General features: G+C 70.3%; 20 protein-coding genes. 6 read left to right on the top strand and 14 right to left on the bottom strand.

Features of this window, described 5'->3' with window-relative positions; all coding sequences use genetic code 11:
• Positions 1-2 precede the first annotated feature (2 nt).
• Entirely contained in the window at positions 3-734 is a 732-nt protein-coding gene (locus O9255_RS02740; protein ID WP_297865295.1) for a glutamine amidotransferase, read from the top strand.
• A gap of 38 nt (positions 735-772) precedes the next feature.
• The gene (locus O9255_RS02735; protein WP_297865294.1) at positions 773-1,741 is read left to right on the top strand and encodes a hypothetical protein; all 969 of its coding nucleotides are present in this window, start codon (positions 773-775) and stop codon (positions 1,739-1,741) included.
• Between the two features lie 27 nt (positions 1,742-1,768).
• On the opposite strand, the gene O9255_RS02730 is transcribed toward O9255_RS02735, so the two are convergent.
• The 5 genes from O9255_RS02730 to O9255_RS02710 form a co-directional block, all read right to left on the bottom strand.
• Positions 1,769-2,425 (bottom strand): RDD family protein, encoded by a 657-nt coding sequence (locus O9255_RS02730; protein WP_297865293.1) that lies wholly within the window; start codon positions 2,423-2,425, stop codon positions 1,769-1,771.
• On the bottom strand, positions 2,422-3,165 hold the full coding sequence (gene tatC, locus O9255_RS02725) for a twin-arginine translocase subunit TatC (RefSeq protein ID WP_297865292.1): 744 nt from the start codon (positions 3,163-3,165) through the stop codon (positions 2,422-2,424). Before tatC ends, O9255_RS02730 begins: the two co-directional genes overlap by 4 nt.
• On the bottom strand, positions 3,162-3,509 hold the full coding sequence (tatB, locus tag O9255_RS02720) for a Sec-independent protein translocase protein TatB (RefSeq protein WP_297865291.1): 348 nt from the start codon (positions 3,507-3,509) through the stop codon (positions 3,162-3,164). Before tatB ends, tatC begins: the two co-directional genes overlap by 4 nt.
• 25 nt (positions 3,510-3,534) lie before the next feature.
• The gene (tatA, locus tag O9255_RS02715) at positions 3,535-3,759 is read right to left on the bottom strand and encodes a twin-arginine translocase TatA/TatE family subunit (protein ID WP_297865290.1); all 225 of its coding nucleotides are present in this window, start codon (positions 3,757-3,759) and stop codon (positions 3,535-3,537) included.
• A 69-nt stretch (positions 3,760-3,828) separates the two neighbouring features.
• A complete protein-coding gene (locus O9255_RS02710; RefSeq protein ID WP_345781356.1) occupies positions 3,829-4,509 on the bottom strand; it encodes a lipid-binding SYLF domain-containing protein in 681 nt (226 codons plus the stop codon).
• Positions 4,510-4,630: 121 nt separating this feature from the next.
• On the opposite strand from O9255_RS02710, the gene hemH reads away from it, so the two are divergent.
• The 3 genes from hemH to O9255_RS15250 are packed head-to-tail and all read left to right on the top strand — an operon-like array spanning position 4,631 to position 6,466.
• Positions 4,631-5,653: a ferrochelatase gene (gene hemH / locus O9255_RS02705; RefSeq protein ID WP_297865289.1), complete on the top strand. Its 1,023-nt coding sequence runs from the start codon at positions 4,631-4,633 to the stop codon at positions 5,651-5,653.
• Positions 5,646-6,161 (top strand): alpha/beta fold hydrolase, encoded by a 516-nt coding sequence (locus tag O9255_RS15255; RefSeq protein ID WP_345781355.1) that lies wholly within the window; start codon positions 5,646-5,648, stop codon positions 6,159-6,161. Before hemH ends, O9255_RS15255 begins: the two co-directional genes overlap by 8 nt.
• Positions 6,137-6,466 carry an alpha/beta hydrolase gene (locus O9255_RS15250; protein ID WP_345781354.1) on the top strand — a complete coding sequence of 110 codons (330 nt, stop codon included), beginning with the start codon at positions 6,137-6,139 and terminating at the stop codon, positions 6,464-6,466. The genes O9255_RS15255 and O9255_RS15250 overlap by 25 nt, the downstream gene beginning before the upstream one ends.
• Here the strand turns inward: O9255_RS15250 and O9255_RS02695 are convergent.
• The 7 genes from O9255_RS02695 to ttcA form a co-directional block, all read right to left on the bottom strand.
• A complete protein-coding gene (locus O9255_RS02695; RefSeq protein ID WP_297865288.1) occupies positions 6,463-7,038 on the bottom strand; it encodes a hypothetical protein in 576 nt (191 codons plus the stop codon). The two genes, O9255_RS15250 and O9255_RS02695, sit on opposite strands and share 4 nt — an antisense overlap.
• A gap of 92 nt (positions 7,039-7,130) precedes the next feature.
• Positions 7,131-7,958, bottom strand: a complete 828-nt coding sequence (locus O9255_RS02690; protein WP_297865334.1) for a SprT family zinc-dependent metalloprotease — start codon at positions 7,956-7,958, stop codon at positions 7,131-7,133.
• Positions 7,955-8,458, bottom strand: coding sequence for a nuclear transport factor 2 family protein (locus tag O9255_RS02685; protein WP_297865287.1), 504 nt, complete (start codon positions 8,456-8,458; stop codon positions 7,955-7,957). Before O9255_RS02685 ends, O9255_RS02690 begins: the two co-directional genes overlap by 4 nt.
• Positions 8,459-8,622: 164 nt before the next feature.
• Positions 8,623-9,240, bottom strand: a complete 618-nt coding sequence (locus tag O9255_RS02680) for an outer membrane beta-barrel protein (RefSeq protein ID WP_297865286.1) — start codon at positions 9,238-9,240, stop codon at positions 8,623-8,625.
• Positions 9,241-9,333: 93 nt separating this feature from the next.
• Positions 9,334-10,242 (bottom strand): recombination-associated protein RdgC, encoded by a 909-nt coding sequence (locus O9255_RS02675; protein ID WP_297865285.1) that lies wholly within the window; start codon positions 10,240-10,242, stop codon positions 9,334-9,336.
• Between the two features lie 21 nt (positions 10,243-10,263).
• Positions 10,264-10,887, bottom strand: a complete 624-nt coding sequence (locus O9255_RS02670; RefSeq protein WP_297865284.1) for a DUF2238 domain-containing protein — start codon at positions 10,885-10,887, stop codon at positions 10,264-10,266.
• Positions 10,884-11,840: a tRNA 2-thiocytidine(32) synthetase TtcA gene (ttcA, locus tag O9255_RS02665; protein WP_297865283.1), complete on the bottom strand. Its 957-nt coding sequence runs from the start codon at positions 11,838-11,840 to the stop codon at positions 10,884-10,886. The genes O9255_RS02670 and ttcA overlap by 4 nt, the downstream gene beginning before the upstream one ends.
• Positions 11,841-11,939: 99 nt before the next feature.
• Between ttcA and O9255_RS02660 the strand changes: the two genes are divergently transcribed.
• Complete coding sequence (locus O9255_RS02660) at positions 11,940-12,146, top strand: DUF465 domain-containing protein (protein WP_297865282.1); 207 nt, start codon at positions 11,940-11,942, stop codon at positions 12,144-12,146.
• A gap of 12 nt (positions 12,147-12,158) precedes the next feature.
• Here O9255_RS02660 and plsB read toward each other — a convergent pair whose 3' ends face one another.
• Both plsB and O9255_RS02650 read right to left on the bottom strand, forming a co-directional pair.
• A complete protein-coding gene (gene plsB / locus O9255_RS02655; protein ID WP_345781353.1) occupies positions 12,159-14,690 on the bottom strand; it encodes a glycerol-3-phosphate 1-O-acyltransferase PlsB in 2,532 nt (843 codons plus the stop codon).
• 18 nt (positions 14,691-14,708) lie between these two features.
• Complete coding sequence (locus tag O9255_RS02650) at positions 14,709-15,650, bottom strand: hypothetical protein (RefSeq protein ID WP_297865281.1); 942 nt, start codon at positions 15,648-15,650, stop codon at positions 14,709-14,711.
• Positions 15,651-15,682: the final 32 nt, after the last annotated feature.

The raw sequence follows: 15,682 nt of genomic DNA, 5'->3' as shown, positions 1-15,682 counted from the left end.
ACTTGAGCCACCGCGCGTCCTTCCTGATCCTCGAAACCGGCCGGCCCGTGCCCAGCATGCGGCGCCGTGGCCCGTTTCCGCACCTGATCCGCACCGCCGCCGGCCTGCCGCGCCACGCGGCAGAGGTCGTTCCGGTCCTCGACGGCCACGCGCCGCCAGACCCGAGCGGCTTCGCGGGCGTGATCGTCACCGGCTCGGGCGCGATGGTCACCGACCGCGAACCCTGGTCGGAGACCACGGCCGACTGGCTGCGACGCGCGGCCGACCACGGCCTGCCGATGCTCGGCATCTGCTATGGCCACCAGCTGATCGCGCAAGCCTTCGGCGGTGAAGTGGCCTGGAACCCGGCGGGCCGCGAGATGGGCACGGTGCCGGTGCGCCTGCACGCCGAGGCCGCGCACGACCCTTTGTTTAGGCACCTGCCCAGCGAGTTTCCGGCGCAGACCACGCACCTGCAGACGGTGCTCAGCGCACCGCCCGGCGCGGTGGTGCTGGCACGCTCGGCGCTCGATGGCTGCCAAGCCTTCCGCCTCGGCGAACGGGTCTGGGGCCTGCAGTTCCATCCCGAATTCGGCGTCGTGCACATGCGCGGCTACATCGATGCGCGACGCGAGGCACTGAAGCGCGAGGGGCACTGCCACCTGCGGATGCTAGAGTCCGTGCGCCCCGCCCCGGCCGCGCGCGACGTGCTGCGTCGCTTCGTCCGCCACGCCCTCGCGCAGCGCCACGGCTGAGCGCCCCGCCCTTTCTTTCCTCCCCGGAACTTCACCGCATGACGCCCCGCTGGGCCGGCCTGACCGCCCCCTTCCGCTGGCTGATCGACGCCGTCGACGTCGGCCGCCACCAGCCCGCCGTGATCATTTCGGCGATCCTCTTCACCGTGGCGGTCGGCTTCCTGCCGTCCTTGCCGCTGCAGCTGATGACGATGGCCGGCTCGCCGCCGGGCATGGCGGTGCAGCTGCTGTTCCAGGCGATCGGCCTCATCGTGTCGCTGGCGATCTCGCCGGTGCTGGTCGCCGGCATCTACCGTCTGCTGGACGGCGCCGAACAGGGCCGCCCGGTGGCCGTAGCGCAGATCGGCGACGGCTTCCGCGACGGCAGCTGGGGCGCGATCGTGCTCGTCACCGTGCTCGGCTACGTGCTGATGTTCGCCATCCTGTTCACCATGATGATGACGATGGCCGCGGTCGCCGGCCTCGAGACGCTACAGGCGCTGCAGGCGTGGCTGGAGCAGGTGATGGCCCTGCAGGCCAAAGCGCAGGAGAGCGGCGTGCCGATGCAGCCCGACGCCCTGCCGAAGCCGCCGGACGGCCTGGGCGGTGTGGTTCTCGTGCTGCTGGCCTTCCTGCCGCTTTGGTCCTTGGTCGCGTTGGGCCTCGGCTGGGCGCTCGTCTCGGTGGCGATGCGCGGCACGCCGCCGGTGGCGGCGATCCTCGGCGGCCTGCGTGCGGCCGCGCTCAACGCGCTGCCGCTGTTCGTGTTCGCGGCGGCCCTGCTGCTGCCCGGCCTGCTCGTGGCCGGGCTCTTCGGACTGGTGATGGCGGCGGTCGTGGCCCTCGCCTCACTGCTCGGCCCGCTGGTCGGTGGTGTGGTCGCGATGGCCATGGTGCTGGCCTTCACCGTGGTTTTCTCGGCGATCAGCTACGGCTTTACGCTCAACGGCTGGCGCGCGGCCTGCGACGACGGCGCGGGCCCCGACGCCTCGGGCGATCGCCCGGATATTGCCGGCTTCGAAGCCTGATCCGCGGCCCCGGCCGGACGCCGGGGCTCAGAGACCGAGCACCATCACGGCCTGCATTGCCGTCCACGCCACCCAGCCCAGCAGCGCCGCCACGGCGGCGACCTGCAAGCCCAGCCACGCCCTCGCCCAAGCCGGGATCACCGCATCACCGTCGACGCGCGTGCCCGCCGCGAGGTCGTGTCCGGCGCGATGGTCGTCGCGGAACATCACCAGCGCATGGCCAAGGTGGAGCAGCAACCAGCTGGGCCCCGCGGCGAGGAATCGCAGCAACACGCGCGGCAGGCCGGCCTTGCCGCCATCGCTCGCCAGCACGCGCAGGCCGAGCGCGCGCTTGCCCGGCGTCGCGCGCCACGTCGAGGCCTCGAAGCCCACGAAGTACGCGGCCACCACGAGCCAGGCCCACAGGCCTGCACTGAACAGCGCGGCGAGCAGCGCCTCCATGCCCTGCGTCATCGCCGCCATGAAGGCGGCATCGGCCTTCAAGGCGCCGGCGAGGTCGAGCAGGGCGATGTGCCCGGCGCCAAAAGCACGATCCAGCGCGAGCTGCATGGCGCCTTCCATGCCCCGCCACGCCGCATGCGCGACCTGCAGCGGCCGCCAGGCCGCAGCGGCGATGAACGGCGACAGCAGGACGAGATCCAGGGTATAGGCGGCGTAGCGCGCCTTGAAGGCGGCGGCGCTCATGCCGCTTCGGCGGGCTTGGCGCGCAGCAGCAGCCGGCCCACCAGCAGGCCGGCTTCGTACAGCAGCCACATCGGGATCATCAGCAGCACCATCGACAGGCCGTCCGGCGGCGTCAGCAGGGCGGCAAGGATGGCGATGACGACGATGACGTAGCCGCGCCATTCGGAGAGCTGCGCCGGCGTGACCCAACCGAGCATCAGCGCAACGAGCACGGCGATCGGCATCTCGAAGGCGAGGCCGGCGGCGAGCCCCATCACCAGCACGAAGCTCAGGTACGCGTTGATGTCCGGCATCATCGTCACGCCCTCCGGCACCGTCGCGGTGAGGAAGGCGAACATCGCCGGCAGCAGCACGAAGTAAGCGAAGGCGATGCCGACGTAGAACAGCAGCACCGCGGCGACCAGCAGGGGCAGCGCGAGGCGTTTCTCGTTGCGGTACAGCCCCGGGGCGACGAAGGCCCAAGCCTGGTAGAGCATGAAGGGCACGGCCACGAGCAGCGCGACGAACAGCGTGAGCTTCATCGGCGCGAAGAACGGCGAGGCGACATCCACCGCGATCAGCTGGCCGCTGTCGGGCAGGTGGGCCAGCAGCGGCGCCGCAAGGCGCGCATACAGGTCGTTGGCGAAGGGCAGCAGGCCGAGGAAGGCGACGCCCAGCGCCAGCAGCGCGCGCATCGTGCGCATCCGGAGTTCGAGCAGGTGGCCCATCAGGCCCAGCCCGGTGTCGGCGTCGTCGCTCATGGGACGGGCGGCTTGGGATCGGCGGCGCGGCCCGCGGCCTCGTCGGTTGCGGGCGTGGCGTCGTTGCGGGTGGCCTCGCGCACGCCCGACTGCAGCTCGCGCGCCTCGTCGTCGAGCTGCTTCACCGCGTCGCGGATCGCTTCCCGCTCGGCGTGCAGGGAGGCCTTCATTTCCTCCGCCGCCAGCTCACGCTCCATCTCGGACTTCACCGCGAACCACTGTGCGCGCGCCTTGCGCACCCACAGGCCGGCGAAGCGCGCCGCCTTCGGCAGGCGTTCGGGGCCGAGCACCACCAGGGCGATCACCCCGATGATGCCGATCTCCAGCCAGCCGAGCTCGAACATGGTGGTGGGTCAGCCGCGCCGGCGCTCAGGCGCCGGGACGGTCGTTTTCCTTCCGCTCGGTGCTGGCGTCGACGCCCGGCTGCGGTGCCGGGGGGTCGAGCTTGGCGGGCTCGTCCTGCGCGTCGCGCATGCCCTTCTTGAAGCTCTGGATGGCCTTACCGAGGTCACCGCCGGCGCTGATCAGCCGCTTCGTGCCGAAAATCACCAGCACGATCAGGAGGATGATGACGAGTTCGCGGAATCCCAGCATGGACGTGCTCCGAAGTCAGGGGCCAAGGATAGCCCGTCCGCTTGACGGCCCGAAGGCCGCCGGCGGATTTCAGCGCGCGGCCTGCGCGCTGGCTTCCTCGAGCTTGTCGCGGAAACCGACGACGGCGTTCACCTGCGGGCGCACGCGGTTCTCGAGGATCATGCGCGCGGTGACGTCGCGGCCGTAGACGCGGCGGTTGGCGCGGTTGTCGATGGCGATCACCGCGCCATCGAGCGCGATGCCGGCGAACAGGCCGCGGGCGCGGGAATAGCTGTAGATCTCGGCCTTGAGCTGGCCGTCGGTGCTGGCCTGCGCGCTGCGGCCCACCGGGCCGGCGGCCACCGAGGCGTCGGCGCCGAGGGTGAACTTGCCGTTGACGATGTTGTCGACGCCGCGGCGGTTGCGGAACACCAGCACCACGTCGGCCGACTGCACGCCGGCCTGGAAGCCGAAGCTGCCGCCACCCAAGGTGATGAAGGTGGGGTTCGACCAGGTGCCGTCGCTGCCACGCACGGCCATCAGCCCCTTGCCGCCGCGGCCGCCGAAGATCAGGCCGGCCTTGACCACGTCCGGCATCACGGCGATGGCCTCGGCTTCACGCAGCAGGCGCTCGGGGATGGATTCCTCGGGGATGGCAAGGATCTCGGAGAGCACGCGCACGGCGTTGTCGGCGCGTTGGATCTCCCTTTCCTGCGCGTTCGCGGCGAAGGGCAGCATCAGGGCCAGCAGGGCGGTCAGCACCAGGCGCATGGGGCGCTCCTTGGGAATTGGGGACGATCGAGTGTGGAAAACCGCGCTTGAGCGGGGCATGAACCCGGCCGTGACGCGCGCGCCGATCATAATGGCCCCCCGCCTCCGACGCCGAACCCGCATGCACACGGCTTTCCGCCCCGCGCCGCCCGCCACGCCGAACGAGGACGCGGGCCGCACCGGCGTCCTGCTGGTCAACCTCGGCACGCCCGACGCGCCGACGCCAGCCGCCGTCCGGCGCTACCTGGCGGAATTCCTCCACGACCACCGGGTCGTCGACCTCACCCGCTGGCTCTGGTGCCCGGTGCTGCACTTCATCATCCTGCCGCTGCGCTCGCCGAAGGTGGCGAAGAACTACGCCAGCATCTGGACGCCGGAGGGCTCGCCGCTGCTGGCCCTGTCGCAACGCCTCGCCAACGGCGTGGCGCGTGCGCTGCCCGGCGTCGACGTGCGCCTGGCCATGCGCTACGGCAATCCGTCCGTTCCGGACGTGATGCGCGCGATGGAGGCCGACGGCTGCCGCCGCTTCGTCGTCCTGCCGCTGTACCCGCAGTACGCCGCCAGCACCTCGGCGAGCTCGCACGATGCGGTGATGCGCGAGGTGATGCGCTGGCGCCGCCAGCCCGAACTGCGCCTGGTCCAGGACTACCACCGCGATGCCGGCTGGGTGGGCGCCGTCGCCGACAGCATCCGCGCGCACTGGGCCGCGAAGGGCCGCGGCGACCGCCTGCTGATGAGCTTCCACGGCATCCCGCAGCGCTTCGTCGCCGGTGGCGACCCCTACGCCGCGCAGTGCCGGGCCAGCGCCGAAGCCATCGCCGCGGCGCTGGGCCTCGGCGAGAACGAATGGGCGCTCACTTTCCAGTCGCGCTTCGGCCGCGAGCCCTGGCTGCAGCCCTACACCGACAAGACGCTGGAGCAGTGGGGCCGCGAGAAGGCCGGTACCGTCGACGTGGTCTGCCCGGGCTTCGCGGTGGACTGCCTCGAGACGCTGGAGGAAATCGCGGTCGAGAACGCCCACGCTTACGTCGAGGCGGGGGGCACGGCGCTGCGCTACGTGCCGGCCTTGAACGACGATGCCGCGCACGTCGACGCGCTGGCCGCGCTGCTTCGCCGCCATCTCTCGGGCTGGTCCGATGCGTGAGATCCGCCTGCCGGGCGGTCGCGGTGAACTCGCCGCCCTGCGCTTCGGCGATCCCGACGGCACCAAGCTGCTGGCCCTGCACGGCTGGCTCGACAACGCCGCGAGCTTCGTGCCGCTGGCGGCTTCGCTGGAAGATTTCGATGTCGTCGCGCTCGACCTGCCGGGGCACGGCGCGTCCGCGCACCGCGCCGCGGGCTACGACTACGTCTACGTCGACTGGCTGCACGACGTGCTCGACGCGCTCGACGCGCTGGGCTGGGCGCGCGTGCACCTGCTCGGGCATTCGATGGGCGCCACGCTGGCCAGCACGCTGGCCGCCGCGGCGCCCGAACGCGTGGCGAAGCTGGCGCTGGTCGAAGGCCTCGGGCCGCTGGGCGGCCCGGCCGAAAGCGCCGGCACGCGCCTGCGCGAGGCGGTCGCGGCGCGCCGCGCGTCATCAAGGACATCGACACCGCGCTCGCCGCGCGCCTGCAGGCGACGCCGATGCGCGAGGCGGATGCGCGACTGATCGTCGAACGCAACCTGCAGGCGGTGCCGGGCGGCTGGTCGTGGCGTTCCGACCCGCGGCTGCGCCTGCCCTCGTCGACGCGCCTGCCGGAAGCGGCGATCCGGGCGATCCTGCAGGCCATCGAGGCACCGACGCTGCTGGTGGCGGCGGAGCCGTCGCCGCCCTACTTTCCGCCGTCCCTGCGCGCCGAGCGCGTCGCCTGCCTCCGCGACGCGAGCCTCCACGTGCTCGAAGGCGGGCACCACCTGCACATGGAACGCGCGCCGGAAATCGGCGCGCTGCTGCGGGATTTCCTGCGCGCTTAGGGCGCGGTCTCGGCCTCGGGGGCCTTTTCCTCGACGGCGTGGCTGATCACGACGCCGAGCTGGCCGTCCGGCTTGGTTTCGATCATGTAGTTCACGCTGCGATCGTCGCGCTGCCAAAGCAGGGTGCTCGAGCCGGGCTCGCTCATCGCCATCAGCGAGGTCCAGCCCGCGGCCTTCATGTGCGTATCGATGCGGGTGGTCAGCTCGGCGACATCCCCGGGCATCGTCCCACCGACGAAGGTGTTCGCGCCGACCACCATCGAGGTGTCGAGCACGAGGCCTTCGGGCACCAGCACGTCGGACGGGAAGTCCGCCGGGATCGTCGCGGCATCGCCCTGCGAGGCGGAAAAGGCACGGCCCTGCTCGTCCACGCCGGAGACAGTCTGCCCACCGTCTTCGATGTCGATTTCGGCATCGGTCATCGATTCGATGGCCGCTTCCGCCACCGCCTCGGCGGCAGTCTCCTCGGCGGCGTCCTGGGCCTTGCCGCAAGCAGCGAGCAGCGAGAAGGAAATGGCGGTGACGGCGAGGACGCGAAGCGCGGTCAGCGAGAGCAGCGGGGCGCGGGACATGGAGGCCTTCGGGGGATGGAGGGGGCGGAAACAGAGTGAGGCGTGGTGATGCCTCGTGTCAGCCCCATCCATGGGGACGGTTCAGCCGCCGCTCAAGCCTTGGTCAAGGCACGGAGTTGCGCCTTCAGTCCGAGGCCACCATCGCTGCGAAGGAAGGTGCGCTCTTCGCGCCAGCCCGGGCTGCGCGCCTCCACTTCGCGCCAGAACGCCGCGGAGTGGTTGGCATGGATCAGGTGGCAGAGCTCGTGAACCAGCACGTACTCGAAAGCCGCGGGCGGCCCGAGCACGAGCGAAAGATCAAGCGAGACGGTGCCGTCCGGCGCCAAGCTGCCCCACAGCGACGACAGCGCGCGCACGCGGAACTCGCGCGGCGGGCGCGGCAGTCCGGGAAGGTAAGCCGGCAGCCAGCGGTGGATCGCCGCACGCGCCTCCGCGCCGTAGAACTCCAGCAAGGCGCGACGCAAGGTGGCGGCCGATGCCGCGCGCGAGGCGTGGAACTGGAGACGCGCCCCTCCCTGCGGCCACGTCGTGCTGGGGCCATCGACGCGTTCGATCCGCGCGCTGCGCGCTTCCATCCATTCCACCGGCAGTGATTCGCCGCCCAGCGGCAGGGCGTCGACGGCACCGAACTGCCAGGCGACGGCCACGCGCGTATCGCGGAAGCGCTGCCACTGCGCCGTGATCCAACCGGCATGGTCGTGCACGAAGGCATGGGCCACGCGCTCGGAGACGCGCCACGGCACCGAAAGGCGTACGCCGCGCTCGCTGACGGTCAGGCGCAGGCGGCGCGCGCGACGATCACGCACGCGATGCAGCGGCACCGACGATCCGTCCGGCAGCAGGAAATCGACGCGAAGGCTTTCGCGCGAGACGTCGGGCGCGGGAGCGAGGCCGAAGAGCGAGCGCAGCGCGGCCGTCATCGCGAACGGGGCCGCCACGCAGCGAGGCGCGCGCCCGCCTGTTCGCGGATCTTGCGGCGCAGGACGCCACTCCAACCCAGCAACAGCCCCGGCGTGCCGAGCGCCTGCCGGCTCCAGCGCCAGACGTCGAACTGGTCGATATGGCGCACCACGAGGCCGTCGCGAAAGACGAAGGTGGCATCGATGCGGTTGTGCACGAGGCGGCCGGTCGCACTGAAGCGATAGTGCGCTTCCCAGTGCGCGCTGCCTTCGTGGGCATCGGCGCGGATGGCACTGGCCTCGAGGGACCAGACGTCGCGGCCCTTCGCCTCCACCGCCTCGCAGAGCATCGACCACATCGCCATGACCGCATCACGGCCGGCTAGGGCGAACACCGGATCCTCGAAGCGGACGTCGGGGGCATAGAGCGCGGCCATGCCCTCGGTGTCGAGTGCCGCGAAGGCGGCGTAGAAGGCCTCGATGCGGCGGGCGTTCTCGTGCAGCACGTCGAGAGAGGTCATGGTGGGCATCCGCCGGATGGGCGAGGAGTAGCCGGAGTCTAGCGCGCGCTTGAGCGGCGGATGGCCCGCGAGCCGCTGCGGAAAAAGCGACGCCCCGCCGAAGCGGGGCGTCGCGGCAGCCAGCGGAAACGCTCAGCACGCGGGCGAGGGATTCCCTTGGTCGTTTACCACTGCAGGCGCAGGCCGAGCTTGAAGCTGTTGATGCCATCCCCGAGCTCGGTCGACAGGCCGGCCGACCATGCGCGATCGATGTGCCAGCGCACGCCCATCTCGCCCACCGCGCCGTCGAACAGGGTGTAGCCCGAGTCCTCGACCACGGTGTAGCCGATCTTCGCGATGCCTTCGAGGTTGTCGGCCATCAGACCGCGCAGGCCGATGCTGACCCGGTAGCCATCGACATTGGCGTCCTCGCTCTCCCCGTCGCGCGAGGCTTCGCCGCGGTAGTCAACATAGGCGACTTCACCGAGGACATGGAAGCGCTCGTCGATCGGCAGCGCGTATCCGACGCCGCCAGTCAGGCGGCCAAGGTCGAAGTCCACGTCAGCAAACTCGCCGCTGGCGGTTTCGTAGCCGGCAAAGCCGTAGAAGTCGCTTTCGCCGAACGCGAGGCTGGCGTTGATGCCGCCGCCATTGCCGCTGAGGTCGAGGTCATCGACGACGTCGATGTTGAGGTTGTTGTAGTGCACCTCAACGTAGGTGTAGGACAGGGGGGACTCGGCGGCGTGTGCGGCGGGGGCAGCGAGGGCGAGGCCCAGCAAGGCCGAGAGGGTGGTGCGGTTCATCGTGACGCTCCTTGGTGGAATGGCCGACGCGAGGGCGGCGGCCGGTGACCCGCCGTCATGGCGGGGAATTTCGGATCGATAGGGCGCTGCGGTTCAGTCCACGCGGCTGAGCTTCAGCGCCTTCTCCAGCACGCCGAACAGCGTGTGCAGCTCCGCACTGAACAGCGCGTAGCGCGCGTCGAGCTCGGCGGCCAGCGAGTCGCGCTCGGTGTTCTCGAGCTGGTCGACGGCGCCGTCGAGGAACTTCAGCTTGCGGACGATGAGATCTTCGCCGAGCACGAAGCTCACGTGGTCGTCGAGCACGAGGGCGAGCTTGGTCACCTGCTTGCCGGTCTCGAGGTGCTTGGTGATCTCGTCGGCGGTGAGCTCCTGGCGCTGCGCCTTCACCACCGCACCGCCATCGACGGGGTCCTTGAGTTCGCACTCGTCGCCGAGCGTGAGGCCCTCGGGCAGCGGCTCGCCGGTGAGCCAGCCGGTCATCACCGCGCGCACCGACACTTCGGGATTCACCGGCACCGCCGGGAAGCTGCCCATCGCGTGGCGCAGTTCGGAAACGACGTTCTCGGCCGACTTCTTCGACGACGCGTCGACGGCGACGATGCCGTGCTTGAGGTCGATCGAGGCCGAGGTGCGAGAGCCCTTGATGAAGGCCTTGGGCAGCATCTCGTGGATGAGGTCGTCCTTGAGTTGCTTCCGCGCCTTGCCGCCCAGCTTGCGGCCTTCCTTCGCTTCGATCTCGGCGAGCTTCTTCGCCAGCGCGTCGTTCACCACCGCGCCGGGCAGCAGGCGGTCTTCGCGGCCGAGGCTCACCCAGGTGAAGTCACCGAGGCGGTGCGTCATCGCCGTGCCCTCGCCGCCCATCGGCGGCACGAAGCCGCGGCTGCCGAGCTCGAGCGGGCCGACCGGCTTCAGCGGGTGCTCGACGAGGCGGTCTTCGAGGGTTTCCAGTGCGGCGTTGAGCGAGGACGGGAAGCGGAAGAACGTGAGGTTGCGGAAGAACATGCGGATCCTGGAGAAGGAGATTCAGCGGGGAAGCGCGGCGAGCTGGCGGTCGTGCCAGCGGCCGAGCGTCGCGAGCGCGAGGATGGCGCCGAAACCGGCCCAAGCCATGTCGCTTTGCGTATCCCAGGCGTAACCCTGGGTGCCAAGGAAGGCCTCGGCGGCCTCGTCCGAAAGCAGCGCCACCCACCATTCGATGAGTTCGTAGAAGGCCGAGAAACCGAGGCAGAACGAAACGATGAGGAACCCCCGCCAGCCGGCGCCGTTCACCACGTCGAGGCGCAGAAACAGCTCGCGGGCGATCATCGCCGGCACGAAGCCTTGGGCGAAGTGGCCGAGCTTGTCGTAGTTGTTGCGGGTGCCATCCATCCAATCGCGCACCCAGTCGCCGAGCGGCACTTCGGCATAGGTGTAGTGGCCGCCGACGATCAGGATGATCGAATGCAGCAGCACGAGGACATACAGCAGCGGCGTCAACGGGAAGCGGACGCGGGTGGCGGCCAGCACGACGAAGAAGCCCAATGCCGGCGCCACCTCCAGCCACCAGGTGAGCCGGTCCTTCGGGCCGATGGCCGACCACGCCAGCACGGCGAGGAGCACCGCGCCCCAGGCCAGCGCGCCGGGCGAACGCAACGACGGGTTGCTCACGGGTTCCAGATCGGGTCGAAGGCCTTGGCGCGCAGCGCGGCCAGGGCATCAGGCTTGGGCGCGGCGGGCGTCAGCTCGTCATCGGCGGCGGCAGGCGAATGGGCCATCCAGGCCTCCGGGTCGGGCAGCGGTGCATCGCCGCGGCGGCCCAGCGCCATGAAGTCGAACAGGGTCCGGTCGGAAAGCTGCGAGGGGCGCACGTCGCCGAGCGCGCGGCTGATCGTCTCGAGGCGGCCGGGCGAGTCCTTCTCCCATTGCTCAAGCATGCGCTTCACGACCTTGCGCTGCAGGTTCTCCTGCGAGCCGCACAGCGTGCAGGGGATGATCGGGAAGGACTTCGCCTCCGCATACGCCGCGATGTCGGCTTCCTTCACGTAGGCCAGCGGGCGGATCACCGTGTGCTTGCCGTCATCGCTCTGCAGCTTGGGCGGCATGCCGCTCAGCTTCGCGTGGAAGAACAGGTTGAGGAAGAAGGTGGCCAGCAGGTCGTCGCGATGGTGGCCCAGCGCGATCTTGGTGAAGCCGTTCTGCTCGGCGTAGGTGTAGAGCGCGCCGCGACGCAGGCGCGAGCACAGCGAGCACATCGTCTTGCCCTCGGGCACGACGCGCTTCACCACCGAGTACGTGTCCTGCTCGAGGATGTGGAAGGGCTGCTCGATGCTGTCCAGATACTCGGGCAGCACGTGCTCGGGAAAGCCCGGCTGCTTCTGGTCGAGGTTTACCGCCACCAGTTCGAAGCGCACCGGGGCCTTGGCCTGCAGTTGGCGCAGGACGTCGAGCATCGTGTAGCTGTCCTTGCCACCGGAGAGGCAGACCATGACGCGGTCGCCGTCCTCGATCATCCCGAAGTCGGCGATGGCCTGGCCCACCTGGTGGCGCAGGCGCTTCTGCAGTTTGCTGAATTCGTGCGCGTCGGCCGCGGCGGGGGCGGGGCGCGTCTCGGCGAGGGCCATGGGGCAGCGGGGTGTCGCGACGTGGGGCGCCATTCTAGCGCCCCCGGGCCCCCCCCCCCTGCCCGGAGCCCGACGGCCGGGTGTAGGCTCGGGAGCGGCATGCACCCCTACGACCTCGGCCAACTCGCGCACCGCCTCGTGGAGCTCAAGAGCGAGCACCGCGACCTCGACGCCGCCATCTCGGCGCTGGCGGCCAGCCCGGACTGCGACGAGCTGCGGCTCAAGCGCATGAAGAAGCGGAAGCTGGCCGTGAAGGACCAGATCGCCTGGATCGAGAACCAGCTGATCCCCGACCTCGACGCCTGAGGCGCGCCGCCCTCAGCCCTTGAACGCCGGCCGCTCGCCGGTCGTGCGCCCACCACCACCGCCGGTCTCGCCGGTGATGTGCGTGATGGTCTGCCGCAGTTCGCGGCCCAGCACGATCTTGGCGTCCTTGTCCCAGGCCATCAGGGCCTCGTCGAAGTCGAGCTTGCCGTTCGGGCACAGCCAGACGAGGTTGAGCTCGCGCAGTTTGGCGATGAAGCCGCGGAACAGCGTCTTGTCGAAGAACTCCGGCGCGGCCGGCGCGTACAGCAGCGACAGCCGCTGCGCCGCCAGCTGGCAGAAGCTCTCGAGCTCGCTGGCGCTGATGCTGCGCGGGCCACGGCGCACGAGGGTGGCGATGGCGATGAAGTAGCGCTCGAAGGCCTGCTGCAGCGAATGCGCGATGGCACGCAGGCGGAAGACCTCGTCGGTCTGGCCCGGGCCGCGCGTCAGGAAGCCGCCGTCGTCCTCGCTGGCCACCGAGAGCAGGCCCTCGGCCACGAACAGGTTGATCGTGGCGTCGAGGCGCTCGGCGAACTCGGCATCGTTCCAGGGCAGGAACAGCTCGGCCTTGATGAACGGGTAGATCGTCTTGCCGAGGCGCAGCACGCCGGCGCGGCTGATGCGGCGGTTGTTCTGGAAGCACAGCGCGATCCACGCCGGTGCGGCGAACAGGTGCAGCACGTTGTTGCGGAAGTAGCTCTGCAGGACGGCGGTGTCGCCTTCCATCGAGAACACGTCGCCGAGCGGGTGCTTCACGCGGCGGATCACGCCCATCGTCTCGCCGTAAGCCACGATCTGCTCGGGCGACATCGGCGTGACGGTGACGCGGTCGCTGTAGGGCAGCGCGGCCAGCAGCTTCTTCGACAGCGCGAGCTGGGCCAGCAGGTCGGCCTCGTCCATCGCGTGCTTCGGCGTGGCCAGCAGGGCCACGGCGAGCAGGTTGATGGGGTTCACGTCGGCGGCGCGGTTGATGTTGACGTGGATGCGCTGCGCCAGCTCGTCGACGACGTCGCCGAACCAATCGGGCTTGGCATCGGGGCCCAGCGCCTCGCCGGACCAGCCTTCGGCGCGCTCGGCGAGGACCTCGCTGAGATGGATGGGCTCGCCGAAGCTCACCGCCACCTGGCCGTAGCGGCGTCGCAGCGTGCCCATCGCCGCCACCACGAGGGCGCCGATGCTCTCCTTCTGCTTCGGCCGGCCGGTGAGCTCGTCGAGGTAGCTGTCGCCTTCGATCAGCTTCTCGTAGCCGATGTAGATCGGCTGGAAGACCACCGGCCGACGCGGCGCGCGCAAGAAGGCGCGCAGGGTCATCGCGATCATGCCGCCCTTGGGCTGCAGCAGGCGCCCGGTGCGCGAGCGGCCACCCTCGATGAAGTACTCGATCGAGAAGCCTTCGCCCACGAGCTGCGCCACGTACTCACCGAGCACGGCGGCATACAGGGCATTGCCCTTGATGCTGCGGCGGATGAAGAACGCGCCGCCACGGCGGAGGATCGGGCCGATCACCGGCATGTTGAGGTTGATGCCGGCCACGATGTGCGGTGGGACGATGCCGTTCTTGTAGAGCAGGTAGCTCAGCAAGAGGTAGTCCATGTGGCTGCGGTGGCTCGGCACGTAGATCACCTCGCGCCCGGGCGCCACGGCCTTGAGGCTATCGAGGTGGTGCATCTGCACGCCGTCGTAGATGCGGTTCCAGAACGCGGTGAGGCCGAAGCTCAGCGAGCGCACCACGGGGTGCGAGTAGTCGGCGGCGATCTCCCACGCGTACTTGTAGGCCTTCTTCCAAGCCTCGGCCGGCGTGGTGTTCTCGCGGCGCGCGGTGTCGGCGATCGCCTTGCGCACCGGCTCGGCGTCGACCACGCGGTCGACCAGCAGGCGGCGCGTGGAAAGATCCGGCCCGATGATGGCCTCGCGGACGCGGCGGAAGTGACCGCGCAGCACGCGCGCGGTCTTGCGAACGGCGCGCTCGTGCGGAAGCTCCTCGGTGAGGATATCGCGCACCGGGAAGCCAGGGGAGAAACGCACCACGGTGCCGCGGCCGTTGAGCAGGATCGCCAACAGCCTCCGGAAGCGACCAACGAGGGCCCAGTTCTCGGAGAACAGCACCGAGAACCAGCCGCTCTGCCGATCCGGGGCGCGGCCCACCAGGATCGACACCGGCACCAGCTGCACGTCCTGCTTCGGGTTCAGGCGATGCGCCATCAGCAGGCGCGCGAGCGCGTCGGAGTGCGTCTTGTTCGCCGGGCGGCCGATGCTGCCGTTGCGACGCCGCGACAGCGCCACGTAGGCGCGCCCGCGGCCCAGCGGGTCGCCCGGCAGCGGGGCCAACGGCGACGGCAGGCCGGCTTCGCGGCAGGCGCGGTCGAGGATCAGCATGTTGCTGATGCCGTAGTGCTCGAGCACGTAGCAGACCGGGCGATCGAGCGTGATCGGCGGAACGTCGGGATCGCGGGTGATCTCGATCCACGGGTTCAGCAGCCACTCCAGCAGGCGGGCCCACCAGGGCGGACGCACGTAGCCGGTCACGGGCGAATCAGTAGCCATCGGGTCGCCGTTCGCGCGTCAGTTCGCCGGCGCAGCCGCTGAATCGGCCGTCCCAGTGGCCGGCGCGGCGCCCAGTTCAGCCACCGAGCGTTCCAGCGCTTCGATGGCGTCCTCGCGGTACCAGCCACCGTCGATCTGGCGCATCGGTTGCTCGAAGCTGACTTCCTTGCCGAGCAGCGGGTAGCGCACGCGCACCACGGCGCTCGGGCCGTCGATGGCGATCACCTCGGCCTGCACCTGCGACAAGGCCGCGTCGGCATCGATGCCGTAGGCCGCCATCACTTCCTTGAACGAACGGAAGGCGACGCCTGCCTTCTCGAGCATCGGGTCGTACTCCAGCGCCTCGATGGCCGCGACGTCCGGCAGCTCGAGCTCGCGGGCGGTGCGCACGGCGACGCCCAAGGCCTGCTTCGCGCGCTCGCGGTCGGTGAACTGGGCCTGGTCGCCGGCCCATTCGGCCAGCGCGGTGACGACGCCGGTGGCGTGGCCCTTCTCGGCCTCGCTCATCGTCTCGCTGGCGCTGATGGCGGTGGTGGCGAAGCCCGACAGCATGGTGACCCCGAGCGTCCACTTCGGGCCGAGCTCCTGTTCGAGCGCGACGAGTTTCGGCTCGGCCTTGGCCCAGAGCGCGGCCTCGGCATCGGGCGCGGTGAGTTGGGCCATCAGCTCGGCATAGCGCTGCGCCTGCTCGGCGTCGACCGGATTCTTCGCCGCCACCTGCTGGCGCCACAGCGCCTTCTGCTGGGCGTGCATCGCCGGCGGCAGGCTGAGTTCGGCGTAGCGCTTCAGGTCGCCTTCGCGAAGGGCCTCGGCGAGCGCCTCCACGGCGGCCACGGGCTCATCGGGCGCGCCCGGCACGGGCTCGGCCTCACGCTGGCAGGCGGCCAGCGCCAGCAGGGCCAGCAGCAGGCCGAGGCGGCCGATGCGGGTCGACAACGGGCGGGTCCAAAGCGTCAGCAAGGGAAGAATCCAGCGCAGCTCGAAGGACGGCG

The sequence above is a fragment of the Silanimonas sp. genome (assembly GCF_027530345.1).
In the GTDB taxonomy this organism is placed as follows: Bacteria; Pseudomonadota; Gammaproteobacteria; order Xanthomonadales; family Xanthomonadaceae; genus Silanimonas.
The sequence above is the reverse complement of the archived record's forward strand: the minus strand, read 5'-3'. Positions and strand labels throughout refer to the sequence as shown.